This window comes from Shinella sp. GW821-FHT10F02, from assembly GCF_058809275.1.
Window position 1 is genome coordinate 915,697 of sequence record NZ_JBXASL010000001.1, and the last position, 25,286, is coordinate 940,982.

General features: G+C 64.1%; 22 protein-coding genes. 12 read left to right on the forward strand and 10 right to left on the reverse strand.

Translation table 11 applies throughout. The annotated features are described in order from the left end of the window. Positions 1–100: 100 nt before the first annotated feature. From AC1RWL_RS04270 to AC1RWL_RS04285, 4 genes are read left to right on the forward strand one after another with little or no spacing between them, the layout of a single operon-like run. A complete protein-coding gene (locus AC1RWL_RS04270) occupies positions 101–2,509 on the forward strand; it encodes a TonB-dependent receptor (RefSeq protein WP_493093088.1) in 2,409 nt (802 codons plus the stop codon). A gap of 2 nt (positions 2,510–2,511) precedes the next feature. Continuing rightward, complete coding sequence (locus tag AC1RWL_RS04275; RefSeq protein ID WP_493093087.1) at positions 2,512–3,393, forward strand: ABC transporter substrate-binding protein; 882 nt, start codon at positions 2,512–2,514, stop codon at positions 3,391–3,393. 24 nt (positions 3,394–3,417) lie between these two features. Beyond that, positions 3,418–5,370 (forward strand): Fe(3+)-hydroxamate ABC transporter permease FhuB, encoded by a 1,953-nt coding sequence (gene fhuB, locus AC1RWL_RS04280; protein WP_493158231.1) that lies wholly within the window; start codon positions 3,418–3,420, stop codon positions 5,368–5,370. Beyond that, complete coding sequence (locus AC1RWL_RS04285; protein WP_493093085.1) at positions 5,367–6,053, forward strand: siderophore-interacting protein; 687 nt, start codon at positions 5,367–5,369, stop codon at positions 6,051–6,053. The genes fhuB and AC1RWL_RS04285 overlap by 4 nt, the downstream gene beginning before the upstream one ends. A 23-nt stretch (positions 6,054–6,076) precedes the next feature. On the opposite strand, the gene AC1RWL_RS04290 is transcribed toward AC1RWL_RS04285, so the two are convergent. From AC1RWL_RS04290 to AC1RWL_RS04310, 5 genes are all read right to left on the reverse strand, one after another. After that, on the reverse strand, positions 6,077–6,616 hold the full coding sequence (locus tag AC1RWL_RS04290; protein ID WP_439622574.1) for a chromate transporter: 540 nt from the start codon (positions 6,614–6,616) through the stop codon (positions 6,077–6,079). After that, positions 6,609–7,211, reverse strand: a complete 603-nt coding sequence (locus AC1RWL_RS04295) for a chromate transporter (protein ID WP_493158233.1) — start codon at positions 7,209–7,211, stop codon at positions 6,609–6,611. The genes AC1RWL_RS04290 and AC1RWL_RS04295 overlap by 8 nt, the downstream gene beginning before the upstream one ends. Next, a complete protein-coding gene (locus AC1RWL_RS04300) occupies positions 7,211–8,218 on the reverse strand; it encodes an aldo/keto reductase (protein WP_493093083.1) in 1,008 nt (335 codons plus the stop codon). The genes AC1RWL_RS04295 and AC1RWL_RS04300 overlap by 1 nt, the downstream gene beginning before the upstream one ends. A gap of 2 nt (positions 8,219–8,220) precedes the next feature. Next, positions 8,221–8,460 carry a hypothetical protein gene (locus AC1RWL_RS04305; RefSeq protein WP_256114785.1) on the reverse strand — a complete coding sequence of 80 codons (240 nt, stop codon included), beginning with the start codon at positions 8,458–8,460 and terminating at the stop codon, positions 8,221–8,223. Positions 8,461–8,548: 88 nt separating this feature from the next. Beyond that, positions 8,549–9,898, reverse strand: a complete 1,350-nt coding sequence (locus AC1RWL_RS04310; RefSeq protein ID WP_493093082.1) for a Rieske 2Fe-2S domain-containing protein — start codon at positions 9,896–9,898, stop codon at positions 8,549–8,551. Positions 9,899–10,113: 215 nt separating this feature from the next. Between AC1RWL_RS04310 and AC1RWL_RS04315 the strand changes: the two genes are divergently transcribed. The 4 genes from AC1RWL_RS04315 (at position 10,114) to AC1RWL_RS04330 (ending at position 13,599) form a co-directional block, all read left to right on the forward strand. After that, positions 10,114–10,866, forward strand: coding sequence for an IclR family transcriptional regulator (locus tag AC1RWL_RS04315; RefSeq protein WP_493093081.1), 753 nt, complete (start codon positions 10,114–10,116; stop codon positions 10,864–10,866). 65 nt (positions 10,867–10,931) lie between these two features. Further along, positions 10,932–11,885, forward strand: coding sequence for a PDR/VanB family oxidoreductase (locus AC1RWL_RS04320; RefSeq protein WP_493093079.1), 954 nt, complete (start codon positions 10,932–10,934; stop codon positions 11,883–11,885). Between the two features lie 55 nt (positions 11,886–11,940). Beyond that, on the forward strand, positions 11,941–12,639 hold the full coding sequence (locus AC1RWL_RS04325) for a class II aldolase/adducin family protein (RefSeq protein WP_493093078.1): 699 nt from the start codon (positions 11,941–11,943) through the stop codon (positions 12,637–12,639). Between the two features lie 36 nt (positions 12,640–12,675). Next, positions 12,676–13,599: a LysR family transcriptional regulator gene (locus AC1RWL_RS04330; protein WP_493158265.1), complete on the forward strand. Its 924-nt coding sequence runs from the start codon at positions 12,676–12,678 to the stop codon at positions 13,597–13,599. Between the two features lie 45 nt (positions 13,600–13,644). On the opposite strand, the gene AC1RWL_RS04335 is transcribed toward AC1RWL_RS04330, so the two are convergent. Further along, a complete protein-coding gene (locus tag AC1RWL_RS04335) occupies positions 13,645–14,697 on the reverse strand; it encodes an ABC transporter substrate-binding protein (RefSeq protein WP_493093077.1) in 1,053 nt (350 codons plus the stop codon). 256 nt (positions 14,698–14,953) lie between these two features. Here AC1RWL_RS04335 and AC1RWL_RS04340 point away from each other — a divergent pair, with 256 nt between their 5' ends. The 3 genes from AC1RWL_RS04340 to AC1RWL_RS04350 all read left to right on the forward strand — a co-directional run bounded on the left by AC1RWL_RS04340 (position 14,954) and on the right by AC1RWL_RS04350 (position 18,876). Next, positions 14,954–15,946, forward strand: coding sequence for an ABC transporter substrate-binding protein (locus tag AC1RWL_RS04340; RefSeq protein ID WP_256114778.1), 993 nt, complete (start codon positions 14,954–14,956; stop codon positions 15,944–15,946). Between the two features lie 65 nt (positions 15,947–16,011). After that, the gene (locus AC1RWL_RS04345) at positions 16,012–17,736 is read left to right on the forward strand and encodes an ABC transporter permease (RefSeq protein ID WP_256114777.1); all 1,725 of its coding nucleotides are present in this window, start codon (positions 16,012–16,014) and stop codon (positions 17,734–17,736) included. 15 nt (positions 17,737–17,751) lie between these two features. After that, a complete protein-coding gene (locus AC1RWL_RS04350; RefSeq protein WP_439622558.1) occupies positions 17,752–18,876 on the forward strand; it encodes an ABC transporter ATP-binding protein in 1,125 nt (374 codons plus the stop codon). A gap of 45 nt (positions 18,877–18,921) precedes the next feature. Here the strand turns inward: AC1RWL_RS04350 and AC1RWL_RS04355 are convergent, their stop codons facing one another. Then, complete coding sequence (locus AC1RWL_RS04355) at positions 18,922–20,337, reverse strand: aldehyde dehydrogenase family protein (protein WP_493093076.1); 1,416 nt, start codon at positions 20,335–20,337, stop codon at positions 18,922–18,924. 96 nt (positions 20,338–20,433) lie between these two features. Here AC1RWL_RS04355 and AC1RWL_RS04360 point away from each other — a divergent pair, with 96 nt between their 5' ends. After that, positions 20,434–21,333 (forward strand): LysR family transcriptional regulator, encoded by a 900-nt coding sequence (locus tag AC1RWL_RS04360; protein ID WP_493093075.1) that lies wholly within the window; start codon positions 20,434–20,436, stop codon positions 21,331–21,333. Positions 21,334–21,337: 4 nt separating this feature from the next. Here AC1RWL_RS04360 and AC1RWL_RS04365 read toward each other — a convergent pair whose 3' ends face one another. The 3 genes from AC1RWL_RS04365 to AC1RWL_RS04375 form a co-directional block, all read right to left on the reverse strand. Then, on the reverse strand, positions 21,338–22,300 hold the full coding sequence (locus tag AC1RWL_RS04365) for an aminotransferase class IV (RefSeq protein ID WP_493093074.1): 963 nt from the start codon (positions 22,298–22,300) through the stop codon (positions 21,338–21,340). 85 nt (positions 22,301–22,385) lie between these two features. After that, positions 22,386–23,630: an aminotransferase class III-fold pyridoxal phosphate-dependent enzyme gene (locus AC1RWL_RS04370; RefSeq protein WP_493093073.1), complete on the reverse strand. Its 1,245-nt coding sequence runs from the start codon at positions 23,628–23,630 to the stop codon at positions 22,386–22,388. A gap of 54 nt (positions 23,631–23,684) precedes the next feature. After that, positions 23,685–25,286, reverse strand: coding sequence for an ABC transporter substrate-binding protein (locus AC1RWL_RS04375; RefSeq protein ID WP_493093072.1), 1,602 nt, complete (start codon positions 25,284–25,286; stop codon positions 23,685–23,687).

Genomic DNA, 25,286 nt, shown 5'->3' on the forward strand with positions numbered 1-25,286 from the left:
AATTTTCGAAAAATCACCGAAAACCCGCGCACCAACTTCGTTTCAACGATGAGGCCGAGTTTTGACGCGGCGTGGTTGGACATATGCCTGGGGTAGACGCATGAGACGGGACGTTCGCAAGAGCAGTGGAAATTCAACGGGGAAGGGCCTTCTGGCAACGCTTCTGGCGGGTGCGTGCCTCTCGGCCGCCTTCGCCCCGGGGCTTCGCGCCGAGGACGATCCCGTGAAATCCTACTCGGTGGAGGCAGGCCCGCTCAGCAGCGCCCTTGCGGCATTCAGCCGGCAGGCGGGCGTGCAGGTGACCTATATTCCTTCGGTCGCCGCCCGCAAGCGCACGCAGGGCGCCTCCGGCGCGATGACGCGCAAGGTCGCCCTGGACAAGATCCTCCAGGGCTCGGGACTGGTCTATGCCTATCCCTACGGCTCGACGATCGCGATTTCCGATCCGCAGATGGACACGACCGAGGTCGGCGCCGTGACGAACACGGCAACGACGCTGGAGCGCGTCGTCGTCGATGGCGACGCCACCGCGATCCTGCAGAACGACGGCCTGGCTTCCGCCGGATACAAGGCCGAGATGATCTCCGGCCTTGGCCTGCTCGACGGGCTTTCCCTGAAGGACACGCCCTTTGCCGTGAGCGTCATGCCGCGCGAGCTTTTGCAGAACATCCAGGCGCAGTCGCCGGACGATGTCTTCCGGCTCAACCCCTCGACGCGCACCTCCACGCCGCAGATCAGCGGCTGGTCGCCCATGGTCAATATCCGTGGCTTCACGACCTATGATTCCGCTCAGGACGGGTTGCGGCGCTCCTACAGCCACGCGACCTCGCTGGAGGACGTGGAGCGCATCGAGATCCTCAATGGCCTGTCCGGATTTCTATACGGCGCCTCCGCGCCCGGCGGCATGATCAACTATGTCAGCAAGCGGCCGACGGACGAGCGTTACAACAGCATCACGCTCGGCAGCTATGGCGGCGAGCAGGGTTACGTGCACGGCGATTTCGGCGGCCCGATCGACGCGGAGGGGCTGTTCGGCTACCGCATCAACGTCGTCAAGCAGGCGGGCGACACCGCCATCGACGACCAGAACATCAATCGCGGCCTGATCAGCGGCGCCTTCGACTGGCAGGTGACGGACCAGCTCAAGCTGGAGCTGAACGCCTCCTACGGCAGGTACAAGACCGAAAACCCGTCGACCTACTGGTATTTCGCCATCCCCCACGACGTCGTTCCCGATCCGGAGAAGAACTGGGGGCAGAAATGGATCCGCGACGAGTTCGAGAAGAAGAAGGTCCAGCTCAAGGCGACCTATGAGGTCAACGACGCGATCACCATCCGCGGTGCTTATTCGAAAGAATTCGTCGCTCGTCCCGTGCAGGACCACATCATGAACTCGGTGGAGGTGCCGGGGGAATATACCCAGATCGGCATCCATTCCGGCCGCACGAAAAACGAGTTCGACGCCGCGCAGCTCTTCGGCGACTTCGTCTTCGATACCGGATCGATCAGCCACAAGGTGACGGTTGGCTACCAGATGTTTTCCGACAGGTCCTGGAGCACGTCGTACAATCCCAATACGGGCTGGATCGGCCCGTTTCCGCTGACGACGCCGACCCACCTGCCGCGGCCGCTCTTCCCCAGGGACGACACCGATTTCTATTATGCCGGCCGCGTGAAGAACGAGAGCTTCGTGCTCGGCGACCAGATCGACTTCAACGAGCGCTGGAGCGCGCTGGTGGGCGCGAGCTACAGCAAGATCTACGCCTCCGGCTATGACAGCGAAGGCGGGCTTTCGTCGCCCGTCTATGACGAGGGACGCCTGTCGCCCTCCGTGTCGCTGATCTTCAAGGCCACGCCCTCCATCTCGATCTATGGCAGCTATATCGAGGGCCTCGAACAGGGCGGCGTGGCGCCGGACGGCACGACGAATTCCGGCGCGATCATGGCGCCGATGGTGAGCACCCAGAAGGAATTCGGCATCAAGGCGGAGGTCGGCGACGTGCTGCTGACGGCGGCGCTGTTCGACATCGAGAAGGCCTACGAATTCACCAACGGCGACAATGTCTACACGCAGGACGGCCGCCAGAACCATCGCGGCATCGAGTTCACCGCGACCGGCAATGTCACGGACAACCTGACGGTGCTCGGCGGCCTCACGCTTCTGGACACCGAGGTGAAGGGCGGCGAGTTCGCGGGCAACGATCCGACGAATGTCGCGGCGGTACTTGCCAAGGTCTATGCGGAATACGAGTTGCCCTCGGTCGAGGGGTTCTTCCTGACCGCCGGTGTGCAGCATACCGGCAAACAATGGGCCGATGACGCCAACACCGATCGCCTGCCGTCGTTCACCACCTTCGATCTCGGCCTGCGTTACACGACCACGCAGTTCGGCGATCCGCTGACGGTGCGCCTTGCCGTGACCAATGTGGCGAACAAGGGATACTGGCAGACCAGCAACTATCTCGGCGCGCCGCGCACGGTGGCGTTTTCCATCCAGAAGCAGTTCTGATCGTGGCACCGGGGTCGGCGCTGACGCGCCGGGTGCTGCTCGGCGCGCTCGCTTTCGCCGGGCTCGGTGCGCCTGCGCGGGCGGCCGGGCCGGAGCGGATCGTGGCGCTTGACTGGCCGAGTGCTCAGAACCTCCTCGCACTCGGCGTGAACCCTCTGGCCCTGCCGGAGCGGGCGCTTTATGCGGCACTGGTCGTCGAGCCGGCCATGTCGCCGGCAACGCTCGACCTCGGCCTGCGCTCCGAGCCGAACCTGGAACTCGTCCTGCAACTCGCCCCTGATCTCGTGCTGATGGGTGACGACCTGACGAGCCTGCGGGAACGCATCGAGGCCGCCGCACCCGTTACGATGTTTTCCGCCGATGGTTTCGACGGAACCGACCCGGTGGTGAAGGGCGACGCCGCCTTGCAGGGCCTCGCGCAACGTCTCGGGCGCGTTGACGCGTACCGCCTGTTTCGGCAGGGCTTCGATCGGGAACTGGACGAGGCGCGAAAACGCCTGCGCCATTATGACGGCCGGCCCGTCTTCATCGCCACCGTCATCGACGGCCGCCGCCTGCTGCTCTTCGGCAAAAACAGTCTGTTCCAAAGCGTCCTCGACCGGTTCGGCATCGTCAATGCCTGGACGGGTTTCACCTCGGCTTACGGGCACACGACCGTGACGGCCGACCGCCTGGCGCAGCAGAAGGACGCCCGCCTGCTTTGTGTCGGCGATTCAAGCACGCTCGCTTTGGAAAAACTGCTGGCATCCCCGGTCGTCGCAAGCCTGCCGTTCATCCGGAGTGGCCGCGTTGCGCGCGTCCCCGATGTGCTCTTCTACGGCGGGCTGCCCTCCGCCAGCCGTTTTGCGCGCCTCGCCTCCATGGCGCTCGCTGCGGAAGGCTGACGCATGGGCTTGACGCGAAATCCCATGCTCCCGGTCATGCTGTGCGGCCTCTCGCTGTTCAGCCTCGTCATGATCGGTGGCAATATCCTGTCCGTATTGCCCGACAACGTGTCGATCTGGGCGGTGGTGTCGCCGCAGGCCGGCGCGACCGAGGAAATCCTGCTGCACTATACGCTGCTGCCACGCATCGTGGTGGCGCTGATGGCGGGCGCGGCGCTCGGCATCGCCGGCTCGATCCTGCAACGGGTGTTGCGCAATCCGCTGGCCGAGCCCGCGACGCTCGGCGTCTCCGCGGGCTCCTATCTCACCCTGACGGTCGCAACCCTGTGGTTTCCGCTCGCCGCCAGCAACGCCGCGGAATGGGTGGCGCTTGCCGGTGCGGCGCTGGCGCTCGCGGCCATCCTGGGGCTTTCCTGGCGAAAGGGCCTGTCGCCCGCGACCGTCACGCTTTCGGGCATGATCGTCAGCCTGTACTGCGGCGCCGCCAGTGCCGTGCTCATGCTGTTCAACCACGATTTCCTGACGGGCATCTATCTCTGGGGCGCCGGTTATCTCGACCAGCAGGATTGGTCCGGTGTGTTGTTCCTCGCACCCCGCCTTCTCGTGGCAATCGCCGCGGCCGCGCTGATCCAGCGACCGCTTGCACTTCTGGCCCTCGACGACAGCAATGCCAGAAGCCTCGGCCTGAACATCGAGGCCTTCCGCCTCCTCTCGCTGCTCGTCGCCGCGGTGATCATCGCGGTCGTCACCGCCGCCGTCGGCGTCATCAGCTTCATCGGCCTTGCCGTGCCGGCGCTGGCACGCGCCACCGGAGCCCGTAGCCCCGGCCGCGAGATGATATGGTCGGCCGTCTTCGGCGCGCTGGTGCTGGTGGCCACCGATCAATGCGTCCAGGCCCTGCCGGTGACCTATCGCATCTTTCCCACCGGCGCCGTCACCGCCCTGATGGGCGCGCCGCTGCTGCTCGTGCTGGTCCGCCGGCTGAAATCGCTCTCCCCGCCCGCGATGACCGGAATGACGGAAACCCGGCGGCTGGTGCGGCCCTGGAGTGTCATCGCCGTGGCCGCCGTCGTGCTCGCTATCGCCCTTCTCCTCTCCGTGTTTGCCGGCCGCGGCCCCTCCGGCTGGCATGTCATGGCGGCGCCCGAAGGGCTGTATTCGATGCGCACAATCCGCTCCGTCGCGGCCATCGCCGGCGGCGCCATGCTCGCCCTTGCCGGCGCGATCCTGCAACGCATGACCGGCAATCCGCTCGGCTCGCCGGAAGTGCTGGGCGTCTCCTCCGGCGCCATGCTCGGCGTCATCGCCGCGACGCTGTCGGCGACGGCCGCATCGCGCGAATTGCAGATCTCGGCGGGTGCCGTCGGCGCCGGCATCACGCTCGCCTTCATCATGGCGCTTGCCCGAAAAGGCGACTTCCAGGGCGATCGCCTGCTGCTGATCGGCGTGACGCTGAGCTCGATTTCGGGCTTCGTCATGGCCGTCCTGATGGCCGCGCAGGACCCGCGGCTCGAGCAGCTCCTTGCCTGGATGTCTGGCTCGACCTATGCGGTGCGCGAGCAGGAAGCGATCGCCGCGGTCGCCATCCTCGCTGCCGGACTGGCCGTCGGGGCGCTACTGCGCCGCTGGCTGGAGATCCTGCCGCTCGGTGAAACCGTGGCGCTCTCTCAGGGCGTGTCGCTTCGCAGCGCGACCGCCATTCTTCTTATCTTTTCGGCAGTCCTGACCGCCGCGGCGACCATCCTGGTCGGGCCGCTCAGCTTCGCCGGGCTGATGGGGCCGCATCTCGCGCGCCTCGCCGGATTCCAGCGGCCGGCCGCCCATCTGTTCGCCTCGGCACTGGCCGGCGGCGCCATCCTGCTCGGCGCAGAATGGCTCGGCCGTAACCTCATCTTCCCCTACCAGATCCCTGCCGGCCTGCTGGCGACCGTGGTCGGGGGACCATTCCTGCTGCTTCTGATCGGGAGACGCCTATGACCGAAAGAAAGCCGCGCGGGTACCGCCTCGTCAAGGTGCAGGCATCCCGGCGCCTGACGCCCTCCATGCAGCGCCTCCGCTTCACCGGCCGCGACCTGCACCATTTTGCGACGAACGACAACCTGCACGTCCGCCTGCACCTGCCGGCCTCGACGGATCCCGAAATCCAGACGCGCTATTACACCATCCGCAGCATCGACGCCGATGCCGGCTGGCTCGACATCGATTTCGTGCTCCACGACGACGGCCCCGGTTCCAACTTCGCGCGCCGGGCAGAACCCGGCACGGTCTGCGGCGTCTCCGGCCCCTGCGGCCTCGGCATCAAGCCGGCACGCAACTACTTGCTCGCCGGAGACGAAACCGCCCTGCCGGCCATCGCCCGCATCGCCGAAAGCATGCCGAGGTACGCCCAAGGCCGCGTTCTCCTCGAAATCCAAACCCCCGAGGACAGGATCGCCCTCGACACTCCGCAAGACGTCGAAGTGCAGTGGTTCTACCGCCATGCAGCGCCACAAGCCCCGGACTTCCTGCCCAGGCTCTCCTCAGAAGTAGCCGCCTTCAAAACCTTGCCGGACCGCTTCATCTGGATCGCCGGAGAACACACCGCCGTCATGCCCTTCCGCCCAATGCTGCGAGGCATCCCCTCCCTCTGCGTCCCCTATTGGCGCCGAGGTGGTGATTGAGGGCGCGGGCGCAGTTGAGCGTTCTAGGGCATCGCCGTGTGGTAAAGCACGGCGAGCCCTGCGCCGCAGAGCAGGTACAAGGGGACCGGCACGCGGGGTGCCACGACGACGACGATGGCGGAGAGGGCGGCGAGGAGGAGGGTCAGGAGGCCGCCGTCGGAGAGTTGCAGGATGGCGATGACGGAGCTGATGACGAGGCCGGTGCCGACGGGGGCGAGGCCCTGGCGGACGGCGCGGTGCCAGGCTTTTTCGCGATGCGCATTCGACAGGCGGAAGACGCCGTAGCAGAGCAGCGAGGAGGGCAGGAAGAAGGCGAGCGTCGCCACCACGGCGCCGAGCCAGCCGGATATCTGCCAGCCGATCAGGGTCGCGATCATGGTGCCGGGGCCGGGCGAAGCGCGGGAAATGGCGAAGAGCTGCACGAAATCCTGTGCGGTCAGCCAGCCGCGCACCGCGACGATCTCGTGCTGGATGCCCGACAGCACGCTGATGCCGCCACCGATGGAAATCAGCGAGAAGGGCACGAAGACGGCCAATAGTCCGACGAGGTGATCGTCACGCATCCTTGTTTCCCCGCCGCCAGGCAATCGCGATGCTGATCGGTGCGACGAAGAGCGTGACGAGCAGAAGGTGAAGTTTGAGCACGCCGACGCCGATGACGACGGCCGCGATGATGCCGAGCATGGCCGGATTGCCGCTTTCCCGCCGCACGCCGCGCCAGCACAGGTTGATCAGGAATCCGATCGCGGTCGCGGCAGCACCGCCGAGCGCGATATCGAGCAACTGGGTCTGCGGAATGCTGCCGATCAGCGTCGCCATGGCGATGACCGCGAAGAACGGGCCGACCAGCAGGCCGAAGACCGCCATCGCCGCGCCCAGCGGGCCGCGCAATTGCTCGCCGAGGCAGACGACGAGATTGGCGACATTGCCGCCCGGCAGCATCTGCCCCATGGCGAAACTGCTGGCGAAATCCTCATCGCTGATCCAGCGGCGGCGCACGACGAAATCCTGGTAGACCCAGCCGGAAAGCCCACCACCGAAGCTCAGCAGGCCGAGCTTGAGGCAGGCCAGGAACAGGGTCGACAGACTGACGCTGGGATTGTCATCGGTGCGCACGGAGGCGGAATCACTTGAGCGAGCAGGAAGGACTTCAGCCATTAGGCCGCCGACCAGATTTTTTCAATGGACTCGAACTGGACAACATCGAGTGGTCCGGCCGATGCGGCGGCGACGGCCGCATCGATCTGTTCGGCATCGGAAAACCCGCCGATGAGCGTGCTGACGCCGGGATCGCTCAGGATGAAGCGATAGGCGAGTTCGGCGAGGCTGGTGCCGCTCTCCCGGGCGATTGACTGGAACCGTCGGGCGCGGGCGAGATCGCCCTTTGCCTCCAGCTTGGCGTGATCCTTCTGCCGGGCGAGCGGATGGGTCTGCTGACCGGAGAGCAGCTTATCCGTCAGCAGGCCGCCGGCAAGCGGGCTGAAGACGGCGATACCGGCGCCGGCGGCGGAGGCCTCGCCGACCACGTTGCCGTGGTCGTTACCCGTCATGCCTACTGCCTTGAAGCGGCCAGCCGTCGGATTGAGCAGCGTGTAGGGCGTATTCACGAGGTGGAAGAGGCCAGTCTGAAGGAGCGTGCCGACTTCGGCCGCGTCATTGCCGCGGCAGATGAAGCCGGAGTAGCGCGCCTTTCCGCTCTCCAGAAGACGGCGCACGCCGTCCAGCACGCCGCCGGGCCGCATGAAATCCTCAAGCCAGAGCGTGGCGTAGTAGGCACCTTCCAAGAGGGGCGGTGCGGCCACCGGGCCGTTGTGGATCTGCACGATATCGACGCTGTCGACCTGCAGGCGGCGAAGGCTCTCCTCCACCGAGCGCACGATATGGTCCGCGATGTCGTCGAGGTTTTCGGCGCGGATTTCCACCTTGGTGTTGATGACCGGTGTGGCGCCGAGTTCCTTGAGGACCTGGCCGAGATTGGTCTCGGCCAGGCCGTCGCCATAGTCGGGGGCATTGTCGAAATAGGTGATGCCGCTTTCCAGCGCGTGGGCAATGATGCGCCGCTGTTCGGCGGCGTCGCCCCTGATCATCAGTCCGGCATTGCCGCCGCAGCCGAAACCGATTTCGGAGACCATGAGGTCGGTGGAACCGACACGGCGTATCTTCATGGTTAGTCCAGTGCCTCGTCCGGGTCGTTGAGGTCGATGACGCTGGCCGAAGAGAGGCTGCCATTGCCGTCGATCTCGCAATAGACGAGCCGGTTGTTGGAGACGTCGATCCTGGCGATCACGGCGTCGCCGTCCTTCGGATGTTCGGGGATCGTGGTGATTTCCCGAACAGTCATGGTCGGCACCTGGTCGATGACGACCTTCAGGACGGCATCGATGATCTCGCGTGTGTTGCTTGACATGGTGAAGCTCCGCGGCCCGAGGGACCGGCATTGAGGGTCGAAAGTCCATGCCGCGCGCGTGGGGCGCGGCATGGATCGACGGTTTCGATCAGGCGTGCGCGGGATCGCGCTGCTGTTCGGCGCGCCTGATCTCGAAATCCTCGATGGCCCGGTGCAGGTCCTTGACCGTCTCGATCAGCGGGCCGTAGCGGTCCGCGTCGTCGTTCGCAAAACCCTTGTGGTAGTATTTGCGGAAGCCATGTTTGTTGAGCGATTCCGGCTTGTCGTAGTCGGGCGCCGAACCGAGCGGGTGAATGATGTCCGGGCTCTTCTGGAAGTAGTTCATCGGCTCCAGACCCTGCTCGACACGCTTGATCTGCTCGTCCAGCTGCCGGCGCAGCACGACGATCGGAATGTCGGTCCGGCCGAGCAGTTCCGTCGTGCGGTCGGCGATCGGCCCCTGGGCGACCCAGACGATGGCGTCCTGCGCCAGCACATAGTCGAGGATCGGCCGGCCGGTGTCGTCATGCGTCGGCGGGATGTAGTAGGGCACCACGTCCTGCTCGGGCGCCTCGACGCCGGGAGGGGCGGCGTAACACTGGTAGCAGATGTGGTAGGTGTGGGTGTCGTCGATCGGCACGCGGATCTGGTATTCGCTGCGCGGTGCGCCCGTCTTGCCGGTCTGGGTGTAGAACGGGAAGATGACGGTCGAATGTTCGACGTCCTTGTCGGCATCGGCGCCAAGATCCTTGGAGTAGCGGATGCCCTTGCGGAAGCCGTGCTCGGTCTGGCTGGCGTAGATTTCCTTGATGCCGACGCCGACGCGCTTGCGCTGGTGCAGCGTGTGCAGGTTGTCGGAGCTGCGCTCGTCGAGCTTGCCGTTGCGGCTCAGCTCGTATTCGAACAGATGGCCGTGCGCCCAGGCGCTGTGGGTCGGGTCGCCGGTGTTTTCCTGGCATTGCAGCCAGTTGCAATCGATGACGGTGAGGCCGATCTGGCGGATCGAATTCGGCCAGACGAAAAGGTCCCAGCGCGGCAGGTCGGGTGCGGGCAGCGGCCCCATATAGGCGAAGACGAGACCGCCCATTTCCTGAACCGGATAACCCTTAAGCTTCTGCTTGATCTCGGCCTGCGGCGCACCCTCCATCGGGCGCTCGACGCATTTGCCGGTCTCGTCGAACAGCCAGCCGTGATAGGGACAGCGCAGACCGCATTTGTCCGGAATGCCGAATTGCAGGTCGACGTTGCGGTGCAGGCAGCGGTCGCCGATGAGGCCGAGGCCGCCGCTGGTATCCTTGTAGAGGACGAGGTCCTCGCCGAGGATGCGCACCTTGCGCACGGGATTTTCCAGAAGCTGCGCATAAGGCGCAATCGGTATCCAGTAGCGGCGCATGAGTTCGCCGCAGGGCGTACCCGGTCCCACCTGTGTCAGGCGATCGTTCTGTTCCTTGCTGAGCATTTTCTTCTCCCAAAATCACGGAGCACCGGAAGGAAAGAGTCCGGAGCCGGATACCCAAGGCAGCACGACGCTCCCCGCGTGGAATGCCACGCCCCGCGCATGCTATGCCGTTGCTGAAACCAAGGCGTCGTGCCTTGCCGGGATAGATGTAACAGAGGAAATCGTTCTGTCAAGCAGACCATGTTTCGCTAGACAGAATTATTGAGGAATGCTAAATGACAAAAATGGACGCAGGCAATGACGAGATCGATGCAGGCAGGGATCGGGTTGAAGCGGTGGAACGCGCGATAACTTTGCTGCAGTGCTTTTCCGAGCCGGGGGAGACCCTGACGCTCTCAGGACTTGCGCAGCGTTCGGGCCTCTACAAGAGCACGATCCTGCGGCTTGCCGGATCGCTGCTGCATACAGGCTTCCTCGATCGCGGGGTGGACGGGCGCTACCAGCTCGGGCCGGAGCTTCGCCGGCTCGGCGATCTCAGCCGCTCGCAGTTCACGCTGCAGGATGTCGTGCGCCCGGTGCTGCGGCACCTGACGTCTGTGACGCAGGAGACCGCGTCCTTTTATGTGCCGGATGGCAGCGAACGCGTCTGCCTCTACCGGGAGAATTCGCCGCGCAGCGCCCGCCACCATCTGGAGGAGGGCACGCGCCATCCGCTGACCTCGGGCGCCGCCGGCGTTCTGCTGTCGCATTACGGCGACGCGTCCGACCATCCGAGCGCGGCCGAGCTGCGCACGACGGGGTCCATCGTCTCCAAGGGGGGGCGTGACGAGGATCTCGCGGCCGTCGCCGTGCCGATCACCAATATGGCGGGTGAATTGGTAGGCTCGCTTTCGGTTTCAGGGCTCATCGGCCGGTTCACGGACGAGCGGATCAACATGGCGCGCGCGCTTCTGAAGGATGCGGCCGATGGGCTGAGGCCCCGCCTGCCGCGGCTGGATCAGATCAATCTGCGCCGCAGTAACGAATAGCGGTTCTAGAACAGTGTCCGGCAGGAGGATTTCCATCGTTGCCGAGCACGGACAGGGAGAGAGAGTTGGAAATAACCGTCACCAAAACCATCGAGATGCGCCTTGTCGCAGTGCGCTACCTGGCGCATGAAACGAGCCTGTTCGAGTTCGAAAGCGTCGATGGCAGCAATGTGCCGCCGGCCGGTGCCGGCGCCCATATCTCGCTGCATCTGCCCAACGACATGGTCCGGCTCTACTCTCTCGTCCATCCGGTCGAAAACGGCAATCGCTATACGATCGGCGTCAAGCGCGATCCGGGCGGGCGCGGCGGATCGGTCTGTCTGCACGACATGGTCCGTGTCGGTTCGGTGCTGAAGATCGGCGCGCCGCGCAACAATTTCGCGCTCAACGAGGCGGTCGACCACAGCGTGCTGATCGCGGGCGGCATCGGGATTACGCCGATCTGGTCGATGGCCCAGCGCCTCACCGAACTCGGCCGCAGTTTCGAGGTGCATTATGCCTGTCGCGACCGGCGCGACGTCGCCTTCTCGGACGTGATCTCCACGCTTCCCAAGGCCCGCATCCATGTCGATTCGGAAGCGGAAGGGTTCCTCGATATCGGCACCATCGTCGAGCGCGCGCCGGCCGGTTCGCACTTCTACTGCTGCGGGCCGGGGCCGATGCTTGATACGTTCGAGGCGCGCACCAGCGCGCTTGCGCCGGAGCAGGTCCATCTCGAACGTTTCGCGCCGGCAAAAGCGCCGGCACTCGACGGCGACTTCGTCATCGAGCTTGCCGACAGCGGCCAGGAATTCGCGGTGCCGAAGGGCCAGTCCATTCTCACCGTCCTGCGCGATGCCGGTTTCAGCCTGGATTTCTCCTGCGAGATGGGCATCTGTGGTGCCTGTCAGGTGCGCGTGCTGGACGGCGTTCCCGACCACCAGGACATGGTGCTGAGCGACGAGGAGAAGGAGCGCGGCGACACGATGATGATCTGCTGCTCCGGCTCGAAGAGCCCGCGCCTGACGCTCGCGCTCTGAACCAGCCTCCGGCGGTTCACCCCATTTTTCATCACACAGGAGTTCCATGCTGCCCATGAGCCAGCACGTCAAACAGCGGCTGATCGAAGCCGGCCTCATCCTCGGCGATGCCGATCTCGGCGATTTCACCCGCGGCCATGTTTCCATACGCGATCCCGAAAACCCCGCGCTGTTCTTCATGAAGCCGCACAGTCTCGGCTTCGAGGAGATCACGATGGAGAACATCGTGGTCTGCAACCTCGACGGCGAGAAGGTCGGCGGGGGCGGGCGTCGCCACAGCGAGGTCTTCATCCACTCGGAAATCTACAAGGCGCGGCCGGACCTCAATTCGGTCATCCATTCCCATCCGAAATATGCGACGATCTGGTGTTCCTCCGAGCGCCCGTGGAAGATCGTGTCGCAGGCCTGCGTCGCCTTTTCGGATGGGCTCGGCTATTATCAGGATACCGTCAACCTGATCCGCTCGCCGGAGACTGGTCGCGGCGTGGCCAGGGGGCTGGCCGGTCACAAGGTTGTGATGATGCGCGGCCACGGCGTGACCGTTACCGGCGTTTCGGTCGAGGAGGCCGTCATCCGCACGCTGACGCTGGAAAATGCCTGCCACGACCAGGTTCTCTGTCTTGCGATGGGCGGAGAGATCGTGGAGTTTGCCGCAGACGATATTGCAAGCCTGACCGCCAATCTCGATGGCCGCGAGCAATATGTCGTCAATTTCGACTACCTGGCGAGAAAGGCGAAACGACGCCTCTCGTAAACGGGAAGAGGAGATCCCGCCATCAACCTGAAACAAATAAACAATTTCATGAAATCGGTCGATGCGGGCAACATGACGAAGGCGGCCGAGCAGCTACATGTTTCGCAGACGGCGCTCGGCCTGCAGATCCGCAATCTGGAGACGATGCTGGGGGTCGAGTTGCTCGTGCGCCATTCGCGCGGCATCTCGATGACTGATGCCGGCCGTCTTCTCTACGAGCGCGGCGTCGAGATCATGCGACTGGTGGACGAGGCGCGGCGGGACGTATCGGCCTTCAGCAAGTCCAGCCAGCAGGTCGTGTCGATGGGGTTGACGCCGAGCACGATCCGCATGCTCGGCGCCGATTTCCTCGTCTCCGCCCATTCCGAACTGCCGGGCATATCGCTGCGCGTGGTGGAGGAGCTGAGCTTCATTCTCATCGACCTCCTGATGCGCGACGAGATCGATATCGCGCTCGCCTATGACGCCTCGGAAAATACCAGCGCCTTGCGCATGCCGTTGATGGAGGAGCGGCTGTTTTTCATCACGGCGCCGGGCGCGCCCTTTCCGGAAGGGCCGGTTCCCTTCAATGAGGTCATCGCCTCGAACCTGGCGCTGCCGGGCGACCGCGACAATGTTTGGCATGCCGTGCACCGTGCGGCGCGCAACTCGACGCTGCCGGTCAACATCCGCTTTTCCATTCAATCCTTGGAAATGATCAAGACGCTGGTGGAGCAGGGCCATGCGACCAGCATCGTGCCTTACGGCGTGGTCAAGCAGAAGATCGAGGAGGGCAAGATCGTCGCCCACCCGATCGAGAACCCGGAACTCGGCCGCACGCTCTACCTGATCGAGACGCCCGGCCGCCTGTCCGTCACGCGGGACGCGAAGCTGAAACTCTTCATCGACAGGCTGGTGGATACGCTTGCCGGACGGCTGGGCGACGGCGCGCGCGTGATCGGCCGTTGCAGCGAGCCATAAAAAAGCGGGCCTGAAGCCCGCTTTTCCTTGTCTGGTTGGTCCCGATCAGTCCGGATTGCCGCGCACGATGATGCGATCGTAGAGCGGCTGCCACTTCTTGGCGTTGTCGAGCTTGTCCGCCGGGTCGGCGATCTTGATCTCGACGCCTTCCAGCGGCGATTTGACCTTCGTCGAGGTCGGCACGTAGTTGAGCCCGACCAGGATGGCCTGTCCGTCCGTCAGCATGAACTCGGTAAAGAGGGCAGCAGCATTGGGATGCGGCGCGGTCTTCACGACGCCAGCGCCGTTCGAACGGGCGACGGCCGGCTCAAGTGCGAACCAGTCGATCGGCGCGCCGTCGTTCTTCGCCTGCACGGGCATGTAGTTGTAGATCGTCAGGCCCATCGGGACTTCGCCGGCAACCACCAGATTGTTCAAGAGAGAATGGCCCTTGCGGATCGAAAGACCGTTGGTCCGCACGAGATTGCGGAAGTATTCCAGGCCCTTTTCCTCGCCCATCGTCTCGACGACGGTGGAGAACCAGTCGATGTTCTCGACCTCGTAGCCAAGCTTGCCCTTCCACTTCGGATCGAGCAGGTCCTCGTAGGTCTTCGGCAGCTCTTCCTTGGTGATGAGGTCCGTATTGTAGCCCTGGACCCAGACGGAGAGCAGCGTGCTCACCCATTCGCTGTGCTCCAGCACGGCGCCCGGCAGCAGCTCGGCGAAATGCGGCGAGGTGATCTTCTGGAAGATGCCTTCGCGTTGCAGCGCTTCCATTTCCGGCGCGCTGATATGGATCAGGTCCACCGTTGCGCGACCGGCCTTCTGTTCCTGCACGACGCGTTGCAGCACGTCGTCGCCGCTCGCACGCCACACGGTCACCTTGATCCCGTATTTCTCCTCGAAGGGGCGGACCAGCGGGTCGACGTCCTTCTGGGCGATCGAGGTGTAGAGCATCAGCGAGCCCTCGGCCTTGGCGGCCTCCTCGAGCTTGGCGTCGCGGTCGGGCGCCGTCGAGGTCAGAAGCGTCGAATCCTGGGCCGCGGCCGGCAAAACCATGCCTGCCAGTGCAATGGCCGAAGCGGTCGCAAGCATCAGCAGGCGTCTATTGATCGTCATGTTTTCTCCTCCTGGTCGGCGCGACGTCTCCTCCTCGCGCCCTGTGATCCCACCCTTTCCGGCCGACCGATCGTCGGGGTCGTGGTTGAGAGTGGCCGGACCCTACACACAATGAATGGGGGCTAAAACAGCAAATATCTGCGCTCTGCCCCATGAAAATACTCTTGGTCACGGCCGCTGCTTTTGACTACTCGAAGGACAGCCGGGACACCGAGGAGACCCGCAATTGCTCATGAAAAATGGTGAGGAGACGACTATGGCCGATTTGCGTTTGACGATGGGGTGCTGGGATTACGACCGCACGCGTGGCGTCATGGACGGCTCGATCAAGCCCGACGGCATCAACCTGACGAGCCTCAACCTGCCGGTCGAGGAAACCTTCTTCCGCATGCTGCGCTACCGGGAGTTCGATATCGCCGAGATGTCCTTGTCCTCGTATGTCGTCTCGCTGTTCAAGCCCGAGCGCGCCTTCGTCGCCATTCCGTTCTTTCCGTCGCGCTATTTCCGCCATTCCTCGATCTACGTGAACGCGGATGCCGGTATCAACGAGCCGAAGGACTTGATCGGCAAGCGCATCGGCTGCCCGGAATACCAGATGACGGCGCCGGTCTGGATCCGCGGCGTGCTGTCGGACGAATATAATGTGCCGGTCGACAGCGTCACCTATTATACCGGCGGCGAGGAATCGCCGAACCGCAGCGAGAAGCTCAAGATCCAGCTTCCCGACAACATCAAGCTGGAGCCGATCGGCCCCGAAAAGACGCTGGCCGCCATGCTGCGCGACGGCGAGATCGATGCGCTCTATACCGCCCGCAAGCCCTCGACCTTCAATTGCCGCAGCGGCAAGGTGCGGCGCCTGTTTCCCGACTATGTCGGCATCGAGCGCGACTATTACGCCCGCACCGGCATCTTTCCGATCATGCACACGGTTGTGATCCGCCGGGAAATCTACGAAAACAATCGCTGGGTCGCGCAATCGATCTTCAAGGCGCTCAACCAGTCGCAGCGCAAGACCTATCAGGATCTGCGCGAGACGGCCGCTCTCAAGACCATGCTGCCCTGGGCGATGGCGCATTTCGAGGAAGCCGAAGGCGAGATGGGCGCGGATTTCTGGCCAAACGGCTTCGAGAAGAACCGGAAGGTGCTCGATACCTTCCTGCGCTACTCCTACGAACAGGGCCTTTCCAAGCGGCAGCTGGACGCGGAGGAGATTTTCGCACCGGAGACGCTCGACGCATTTGTAATCTGATTGCAGCCATTGGGTTGCCGACGTGCGCTGCCTGAGGGCGGCCTGTCCACTGGGAGGAGGACGATATGGCGATGATGACGCCGACAAACGAGGCCATGGGCCTGCCGGGCCGGGTGATGCGCCGGCTCGATACGAAATGGTTCGTCATTGGCGGAGCGACCCTTGTCGTCGCCTGGCTGACGCTCATTCCGCTCGGTTTCCTGCTGTGGCAGAGCTTTCACTCGACCGGCACGATGCAGGAGCCGGCGGTTCTCACCATGGAGAACTACATCACCGCGTTCGAAAGCGCGGAATCGCTGGTTCTCATGGGCAATTCGCTGCAATTCGCCTTCCTGACCGCCGCCTTCGCGCTGGTGGTGGGCACGTTCTTCGCCTGGGTGAACGAGCGCACGAACACGCCTTTCAAGTCGCTGTTCTTCGCCATGTCGATCATCCCGCTGATCATTCCGGGCATCCTGTTCACGGTGTCCTGGATCATGCTGGCAAGCCCGCAGATCGGCATCCTGAACAAGGTCTTCGGCAGCTGGTTCGACATCTACTCGATGGCCGGCATGGTGTGGGTCGATGGCCTGCACTATGCGCCCGTCGCCTTCCTGCTGGTGACGGCGGCGTTCCGCTCCATGGACCCTTCGCTTGAAGAATCCGCGATGATGAGCGGCGCATCGGTGGTTCAGACGGCCTTCAAGGTGACGCTGAAGCTCGCCTGGCCGGCCATCCTCGCCGCCTTCATCATCCTGTTCATCCGCGCAATCGAATCCTTCGAGGTGCCGGCGCTTCTCGGCCTGCCGATCGGCCTGCGCGTCTTCACCTCGGCGATCTACGACGCGGTGCACAGCTACCCGAGCAATATCGGGCTCGCCTCGGCCTATGCCGTGGTGCTGCTTTTGATCACCTCCGTCGGCATCTATTACCAGTCGCGGCTGTCGAACCAGGGCAGCAAATATTCCACCGTCACCGGCAAGGGTTTCCGCCCGCGCGTCGCCGATATCGGGCGCTGGCGTTATCTCACCGGCGGGATCTTCATCCTCTATGTCATCCTGGTGGTGGGGCTGCCGTTCCTGGTGCTGCTTTGGGCATCGCTGCAACGCTACTATTCGGTGCCGTCCTGGAACGCCGTGCAGCACCTGTCCTTCAATGCCTATGCCAAGGTTCTCGCCTATCCCGGCTTCTACACCGCCGTCTGGAACAGCGTGAAGCTCGCGCTTGGTGGCGCCACCATCGTCATGCTGCTCACCTCGATCATCTGTTGGATCACCATCCGCACGAAGATCCAGGGCCGCTGGCTGCTCGACGTGCTCGCCTCGCTGCCGCTGGTCTTTCCCGGCATCGTGCTCGGCCTGTCGCTGATGGTGTTCTACCTGAATTTCGACATCGGCATCTATGCCACGCTGTGGATCATGCTGATGGCCTATGTCATCAAGTTCCTGCCCTACGGCATGCGCTACAATTCGACGTCCATGGTGCAGATCCACAAGGAGTTGGAGGAGTCCGCAGCGATGAGCGGCGCCTCCTGGCTGATGACCTTCCGCCGGGTCGTGCTGCCGCTGATGAAGCCGGGCCTCATGGCAGGCTGGATCTACATCATCGTCGTCTCCGTGCGGGAACTGTCGAGCTCGATCCTGCTCTACAGCCCGGGCAATGAAGTCATCTCGATCATGATCTGGGAGTTCTGGCAGAACGGCCAATATGTGGAATTGTCCGCCTTCGGCGTGATGATGATCACCGCGCTCTTCTGCTTCATCATGCTCGTGCAATCCGTTTCGAAGCGCTTCGGCGTCAAGGGAATGTAATCTGGGAGTGAGGCCATGCTAACCATCGAAAATCTGAGCACCGTCTATCAATCGCCATCGGCAAAACCGGTGCTCGCCGCAAGCGACGTCAACTTCTCGGTTCCCAAGGGACGGCTCTTCACGCTGCTCGGCCCGAGCGGCTGCGGCAAGACGACGACGCTGCGCTCCATCGCCGGCCTGGAACGGCCGACGACCGGGGTCATCACCGCCGGCAACCGGGTCGTCTTTTCCGGCGATTCCAACATCTTCATCGCCCCCAACCGGCGCCAGTTCGGCATGGTCTTCCAGTCCTACGCGATCTGGCCGCATATGAGCGTCTTCGAGAACGCCGCCTTTCCGCTGCGCGTGCGCAGCAAGCGGCTCCCCGAAAAGGAGATCAAGGACAAGGTGATGAAGATGCTCGCCGCCGTGTCGCTGGATCACCTTGCCGAACGGCAGGCGACGCAGCTCTCGGGCGGCCAGCAGCAGCGCCTGGCGCTCGCCCGCGCGCTGGTTATGGAGCCGGAACTGCTGCTCCTTGACGAGCCGCTCTCCAACCTCGACGCGAAGCTGCGCGAGAAGATGCGTTTCGAATTGAAGAAGATCCAGCGCGAGCTCGGCATCACCACGATCTACGTCACCCACGACCAGAGCGAGGCTTTGGCCCTGTCGCACGAGATCGCCGTGATGAACCAGGGCAAGATCGTACAGATCGGCTCGCCGCGCGACATCTACGAGCGCCCGAAGACAGCCTTCGTCGCGGATTTCATCGGCAGCACGAACTTCATCGAAGGTGTCATCCGCGACCGCTCCGACCATGGCTACATCGTCGACAGCGCGATCGGTTCGCTTGCCGCCGATCGCAAGGACGATCTGACCGTCGGCACGGCGGTGTCGATGTCGATCCGCCCGGAGGACCTGCGCCTCTCCGAGACGCCGCCGACGGACACCAACCACACGGTGATCCAGGGCACGGTTTCCGCCAAGGTCTTCCTCGGCGAATGCATCGACTTCAAGATCATGGTCAACGAGGTCGAGCTTCTCGCCCGCTGTCACCCGTCGATCCGCACGCCGGTCGGCGGCACGATCTACATGTCCGTCGATCCCCTGAAATGCGCCATCCTGAACGGCTCCGCATCCCGGACCGCCAGCCTCCACTAGGCAGGATCCGGCATGTCGCCCAGTCGGGCGACATGCCGCAGACCCTCAGCCGAGGATCGCCTTCGGTTCGAGGAAGGCTTCCAGGCCGAAGGCGCCGAACTCGCGGCCGATGCCGGAGTGCTTGAAGCCGCCGAACGGCGCCCGCGGGTCCATCGGCGCCTCGTTCAGCACGACGCGCCCGGCCTCCAGCTCGCGTGCGACACGGCGCATGCGATCGCCGTCGGTTCCCAGCACATAGGATTGCAGGCCGTAATCGGTGTCATTGGCAATGACGATCGCCTCCGCCTCGTCGCTGTAGGCGATGACGCTCAGGACCGGGCCGAAGATTTCCTCGCGAGCGATCCGCATGTCGTTCGTCACGCCCGTGAAGACCGTCGGGCGCACGAACCAGCCGCGATCCTGGCCTTCGGGGCGGCCCTCGCCGCCGGCGAGCAGGGTCGCGCCTTCTTCCTGGCCGAGCCGGATATAGGACTGCACGCGCTCCCATTGTTTCGCGCTGACCATCGGGCCGATATCCGACGCAGGGTCGCTGGAGGGGCCAGTCTTCAGCCCGGAAACGGCCGCGGCAAGGCGGGATGACACCTCCTCGTAGCGATAGGCCGGAACCAGCAGGCGCGTGCCGGCGATGCAGGCTTGCCCGCTGTTGCGGAAGGCCGAGGTCAGGATGTGCGGGATCGCCTGGTCCAGATCGGCGTCGTCGAGAAGGATTTGCGGCCCCTTGCCGCCAAGCTCCAGCGTCACGCGCTTGAACGTCTCGGCGGCGCTGCGGAGGATGGTCCGGCCGGTCGCGGTGGAGCCGGTGAAACTGATCTTGGCGATATCGGGGCTCCGCGTCAGCGCCGTACCGACGACGTGGCCATAGCCGTTGACGATATTGAGCACGCCGCGCGGCAGGCCTGCCGCATGCAACGCCTCCGTCACGGCCTGGGTCTGGATCGCACTCATCTCGGACGGCTTGATGACGATGCTCGTGCCGGCCGCAATCGCCGTGGCGAGCTTGGAGCAGATGAAGCCGATATCGCTGTTCCACGGCGTGATCGCGGCGGCGACGCCCACGGGTTCCATGATCACGTCGGTATTACCGATGCGTCGGGTAAAGGCATAGTCCGCGACGGTCCTGGCCGCCATCTCGAACACCCCGGCGGCATAGGGCACCGAGAAGGCGAGGAAAGACTGCGGTGCGCCATATTCCGTGGCCATCGCTTCCGTCAGCGCATCGGCTCTCGCCGCAACGGCATCGCGCAAAGCATGCAACATTTCGATGCGCTCGGCCGGGTTCGTGCGGCGCATGGCGGGGAAGGCGCGCTTGGCGGCGGCGATTGCGGCGAAGGAATCCTCGGCATCGCCGAGCCGGACCTCGCCGATCTTTTCTTCCGTTGCGGGATTGAAAAGGTCGAAGCGATCCGTGCCATGCGGAGTGACGAAGGCGCCGTCGATATAGATCTGGTCAATGGCTTTCATGATGCAATCTCCTGATTTGATAAGGAGGATATGCATCCGATCGATCGTCAGGATAAGATCAGCAATTGCCAACAGCTTGATAAGGTGAATAGCGCAATGAAGGCCAGTCTGCCGGAACTGGAGGCCGTGACGACGATCGCGCGGCTCGGCGGCTTTCGCGCCGCCGCGCGGGAACTCGGCGTTTCGTCATCGGCGCTCAGCCACGCCGTCTCGACGCTGGAAGCGCGCCTCGACGTGCGGCTCTTCAACAGGACGACCCGGTCGGTGGTGCTGACCGCCGCGGGCGAAGCTTTCGTGGCCGAGATCGCCCCCGCGCTCGCCGCCATAGACAGCGCCGTCGAGCGCGCGACCGTGTCGCAGACGCGCCCGACCGGAACCTTGCGGCTGAACACGTCGCTGGGCGCGGCGCGCATGCTTTTGCGGCCGCTCCTTCTGGAATATCTCCGCCGTTATCCTGACATGGCGCTGGAAGTTGTGACCGACAATGCCCTGGTGGATATCGTCGGCCAGGGGTTCGATGCCGGCTTCCGGCTTGCCGAGGCGGTTCCGCCGGACATGATCGCCATACCGATCCTGCGCCAGGCGCGCATGGTCGTCGTCGGCGCGCCGGGCTATTTCCAGGGCCGGGATGTTCCGCGCCAGCCGGCCGATCTCAAACATCACCAGTGCATCCGCGCGCGCATGGCGAGCGGTCGCATCTATCACTGGGAGTTTTCACGCCACGGGGAGAATGTCGAGATCGACGTTCCGGGACCGCTTATCCTCGACGAAAGCGGACTGATGCTGGATGCCGTGCTGGAAGGGGCAGGCATTGCCTATCTGTCGGACTTCGCGGTCCGCGAACACCTCGCCGCCGGCCGGCTCGTGCAAATGCTGGACGACTGGACGCCGCCCTATGACGGTCTCTGCCTCTATTATCCCGGCCGCCGCCACGTCCCGGCAAAACTGCGCGCCCTGATCGATCTCGCCCGGGCACTGCCGCCCGACCGGGATTGAAGCGTTACGCGTAGTCGATCGCGAAACTCAGCTCCGGGTCGGCATGGGCGTCCCAATAGCCCTTCCACAGCGCCTTGCTGATCGGGCCGACCTCGCCATTGCCGACCGGCTGGCCGTCGAGCGTGGTGATCGGCATGACGCCGCCGGCGGTGGTGACGAAAAGGATTTCGTCGCACTGGTAGGCGAGTTCCACGGGCACGTCGTCGATCGTAGAGGGGTAGCCGAGCTTTTCGGCGACGGCGAGGACGGACTTGCGTGTCACGCCCTCCAGCACGCCCTTCTTCGGCGTGTAGAGCTTGCCGTCCTTGATGAGGATGACGTTGAAGCCGGAGCCTTCGGTGAGGTTCGCGTCGCCATCCGTCAGGATCGGATACATCGCGCCACGGTCGCGCGCCTCCAAGAGGCCGCGGGTGAAATCGCCCCATTGCAGGTTCTTGACGGTGGGGTCGATCGCGCCTGGCGGCACGCGGCGCACCGTGCGGGTGATGACGGCGGTGCCGCCGGTCTTCTGCGTCGCTTCGTCCATCACCCAGAGATAGGGCATGACCATGAGGTAGCAGAAATTGTCGCATTCCTCCGGGGCATATTGGCGGACGAAACGCAGGCCGCGCGTCACGATCATCATGACATAAGCGTCGCGGATGCCGCTCTTTGCCGTCATCTCGACAAGCCGGTCGCGGATTTCCTGCCGCCCGAGCGGGCTCTTCAGCCGGAGCTGTGCGCAGCTCTTCTCGAAGCGGTCGAGATGGTCGTCGAGCCGGAAGAACCGCCCGTTCCAGACGGCGGGGACGTCATAGGTGAGGTCCGAATGAAGGAAGCCCTGGTCGAGGATCGGAATGCGCGCCTCGGCGAGCGGCACGTATTCGCCGGAAATATAGGCGATGCCCTTGGCGAAAGGGTTGTCGCTTGCCGTGAGCGCTTCCACACGCTGGCGATAGTCCGTGAAGATGTGGTCCGTGTAGGACATGCTACGCGCTCCTCAAAAGGATATGGTCGTGCGCCCTCGCACGCCGTCCGCAGGGACGGCGCGTGAGGCTGGAAAGCAGCGTGGTTCAGGCCGCGAGAATGCCCGCGGAAACGATGTCGGCGAAGGCTCCGTCCGCGGCGTCCAGCGCCCGGTCGATATCGTCGGGCGTATGGGCGGCGCACAGGAACATGTTGTGCTTGGGATGAAGGTAGATGCCGTGCCGCAGGGCCGCCGCGCAGAAGGCGTTGGCAATCCTCAGATCCTGGTCGCCGTCGAACAGCACCATCGGCATCTGCGCCGGTCCCGTCTGCCTGAGCGTGAAGCCGTGGCGGGCCGAGATCGTCGAAAGGCCGGCGCGGAAACGTTCGCCCATCGCTTCCGTATGGGCCAGCGCATCGCTGTCACGCAGGATCTGCACGGTCTTGACCGCAGCCGCCATGGCGGCGGAGCCGTACCAGAACGAGCCCGTGGTGAAGATTTTTCCCGCACCATCCCGGAAACGTTCCGAACCGGCGACGGCGGCGAGCGGCCAGCCATTGGCGATGGCCTTCGAATAGGCCGCGAGATCCGGCTTCACGCCATACCGCGCCCAGCTTCCGCGCACATCGAGCCGAAAGCCGGCGCGCACGTCGTCGAGGATGAGGGCCGCACCCGTCCGGTCGCAGGCGGCGCGGGCGTGGGCGAGGAACGCCTTCTCCGGCAGATGCTGGTCCTTGCCGACATCGTGCTTGAAGGCGGTGAGCAGGATACCGGCGAGATCGTCGCCAGCCTCCGCGATTGCGGCATCGAGGCTCGTGATGTCGTTGTAATCGAAAAGGATGAGATGGGCGCGATCCTCCGACGTCACGCCGACGAGCGACGGCGAACACCACGGAACCGCGCCATGATAGGCGCCGCGCGCGACGAGGATCTTGCGGCGGCCGGTGGCGGCGCGCGCGATGGTGACGCAGACGGTCGTGGCATCCGTGCCGTTCTTCTGGAAGAGCGTCCAGTCGGCATGGTCCAGCGTATCGACCAGAAGTTCGGCAAGCTCCACCATCGTGTCCGTGGGGCCGTTGCCGATATCGCCCTTGTCCATCTGTGCCAGGGCGGCGGCATCCACCTCGGCATGGCGATAGCCGAGCACGTTCGGGCCCCAGGCGCACATGAAGTCGATATATTCGTTGCCGTCCGCATCCCAGACGCGGCAGCCGTCCGATTTCGAAAAGAACTGCGGGTAGTCCGGCCCGATCGCCCGGGTCGCCATATGGCCCCACACACCATTCGGCACGACGCGGCGGGCGCGTTCCAGGAGTTCGGTGTCGCGGCTGTTCAGCAGTCTCGCTGTCATCTTGCTCTCCAATAGTGGCCGGGAGAGGCGTTTCCACCCCTCCCGTTTCGGCGATCAGTTCGAGATTTCGGCGAGCGGCAGGTTGCAGCAGGCGCTGTATCGAACGCCCTTGACGCTCGGGCTATGCGCCAGGATGAGGTCCGGGCTGACCATCGGGATGATGATCCGGGCCTTCGCCATCTGCTCGCCGGCTTCGAACCACAGCTTTTCCGCTTCCTCGACGGAGGGAGCGGCGAGCGCCTGTTCGCGAAGCTTCGCCGTTTCCGCGTTGATGAACGAGGGATCGACCTCGCCGCCGGCGCGCTTCGCCCAGACGGACCCTTCCGACAGGCCAAAGACGTCGACATATTGCGAGGTGCCGAAGAAGTCAGGCGCGAAGAAGACGGCCGTCAGCGGGATATGGTCGCCGTTCGCCGCCTCACGCCAATTCGCGAAGGGAACCGGCGAAAGCTCGACCGTGATGCCGACCTTGGCGAGATCCTGCTGGATCTTCTGCATCATCAGCGAGAAATCGACGCCATAGACGTTCATGTCCGGATAGATCGACTTCAGCGTGAAGCCATCACCCGCACCCGCCGCGGCAAGCAGTTCCTTGGCGCGATCCGGGTTATAGGCGGGGATCTCGTGGCCGTCGCCACCGGGGAAGCCGAGCGGGATCGGCGAGGCGATCGCCCGGCCGGCGCCGCCGACGGTGAAGTCGATCAGCGAGGTGCGGTCGATGGCGATCGAGATCGCTTCACGGACTTCAGGCGTCAGCTTGACGGTGTTGGCCTTCGCGCCCGGCGAAAGAGCGATGTAGACGAAGTTGTAGGACGGCACCTTCTCGACCACCACGTCGCTGCCTTCGAGCGTCTTGGCGGTCTCCGGGTCAATCTGCATGGCGATGTCGGCGGAGCCGGACTGCAGCATCTGCGCCTGCGCCACGGCGTCCTTGACCTGGCGGAAGATGACCTCCGGCAGGACGGGGGCCTTGCGCCAGTAGTTCTCGTTGCGCTTCAGGCGCAGCTCGGAATTCGGCTCGTAGGAGGCCAGAACGAACGGACCGCTGCCGGCGGAATTGCTGAGGAACCAGTTTTCCGACGTGTCCTTGTCGACCGCCGTCGCATCGGCAAGCGCGCCGTTCTCGCTTGCGACATCGCTGTTGATGATGCCGAGGAAGCCGGCGGCCGCCTGGTTGAGGAATTCCGAATTCGGCGCGGCCAGCTTGACGATGACCGTCTGCGCGTCGGGAATCTCGATGGAGCTGATCGGATCGGCGATGAAGGCGCCGTTGCCCTTGATGTTCTTCAGCCGCTCGAACGACCATTTCACATCCTTCGCCTCGACCGGCGAACCGTCGGAGAACTTTGCCGCGGGGTCGAGCTTGAAGGTCAGCTCGGTCTGTTCCTTGTTGACCTCCCAGCTCGAGGCGATCAGCGGCTGCACCTTGTTGTCCTTGTCGAGTGTGACGAGCTGCTCGTAGACGGAGGTGTTGTAGATCTGGCAGGTGTCGCACCAGGCGCGCGCCGGGTCGAGCGAATTGACGTCCATGTCACGCGCGATGACGAGCGCTCGCTCTTGCGCTGACGCCTGCTGGACCGGCCCGCCCAGCATGGTGGCGGAGAGGGCGAGGGTGAGAAAGGCCAGTCTGGATTTCGACAGAAGAAGTCGTTTCAT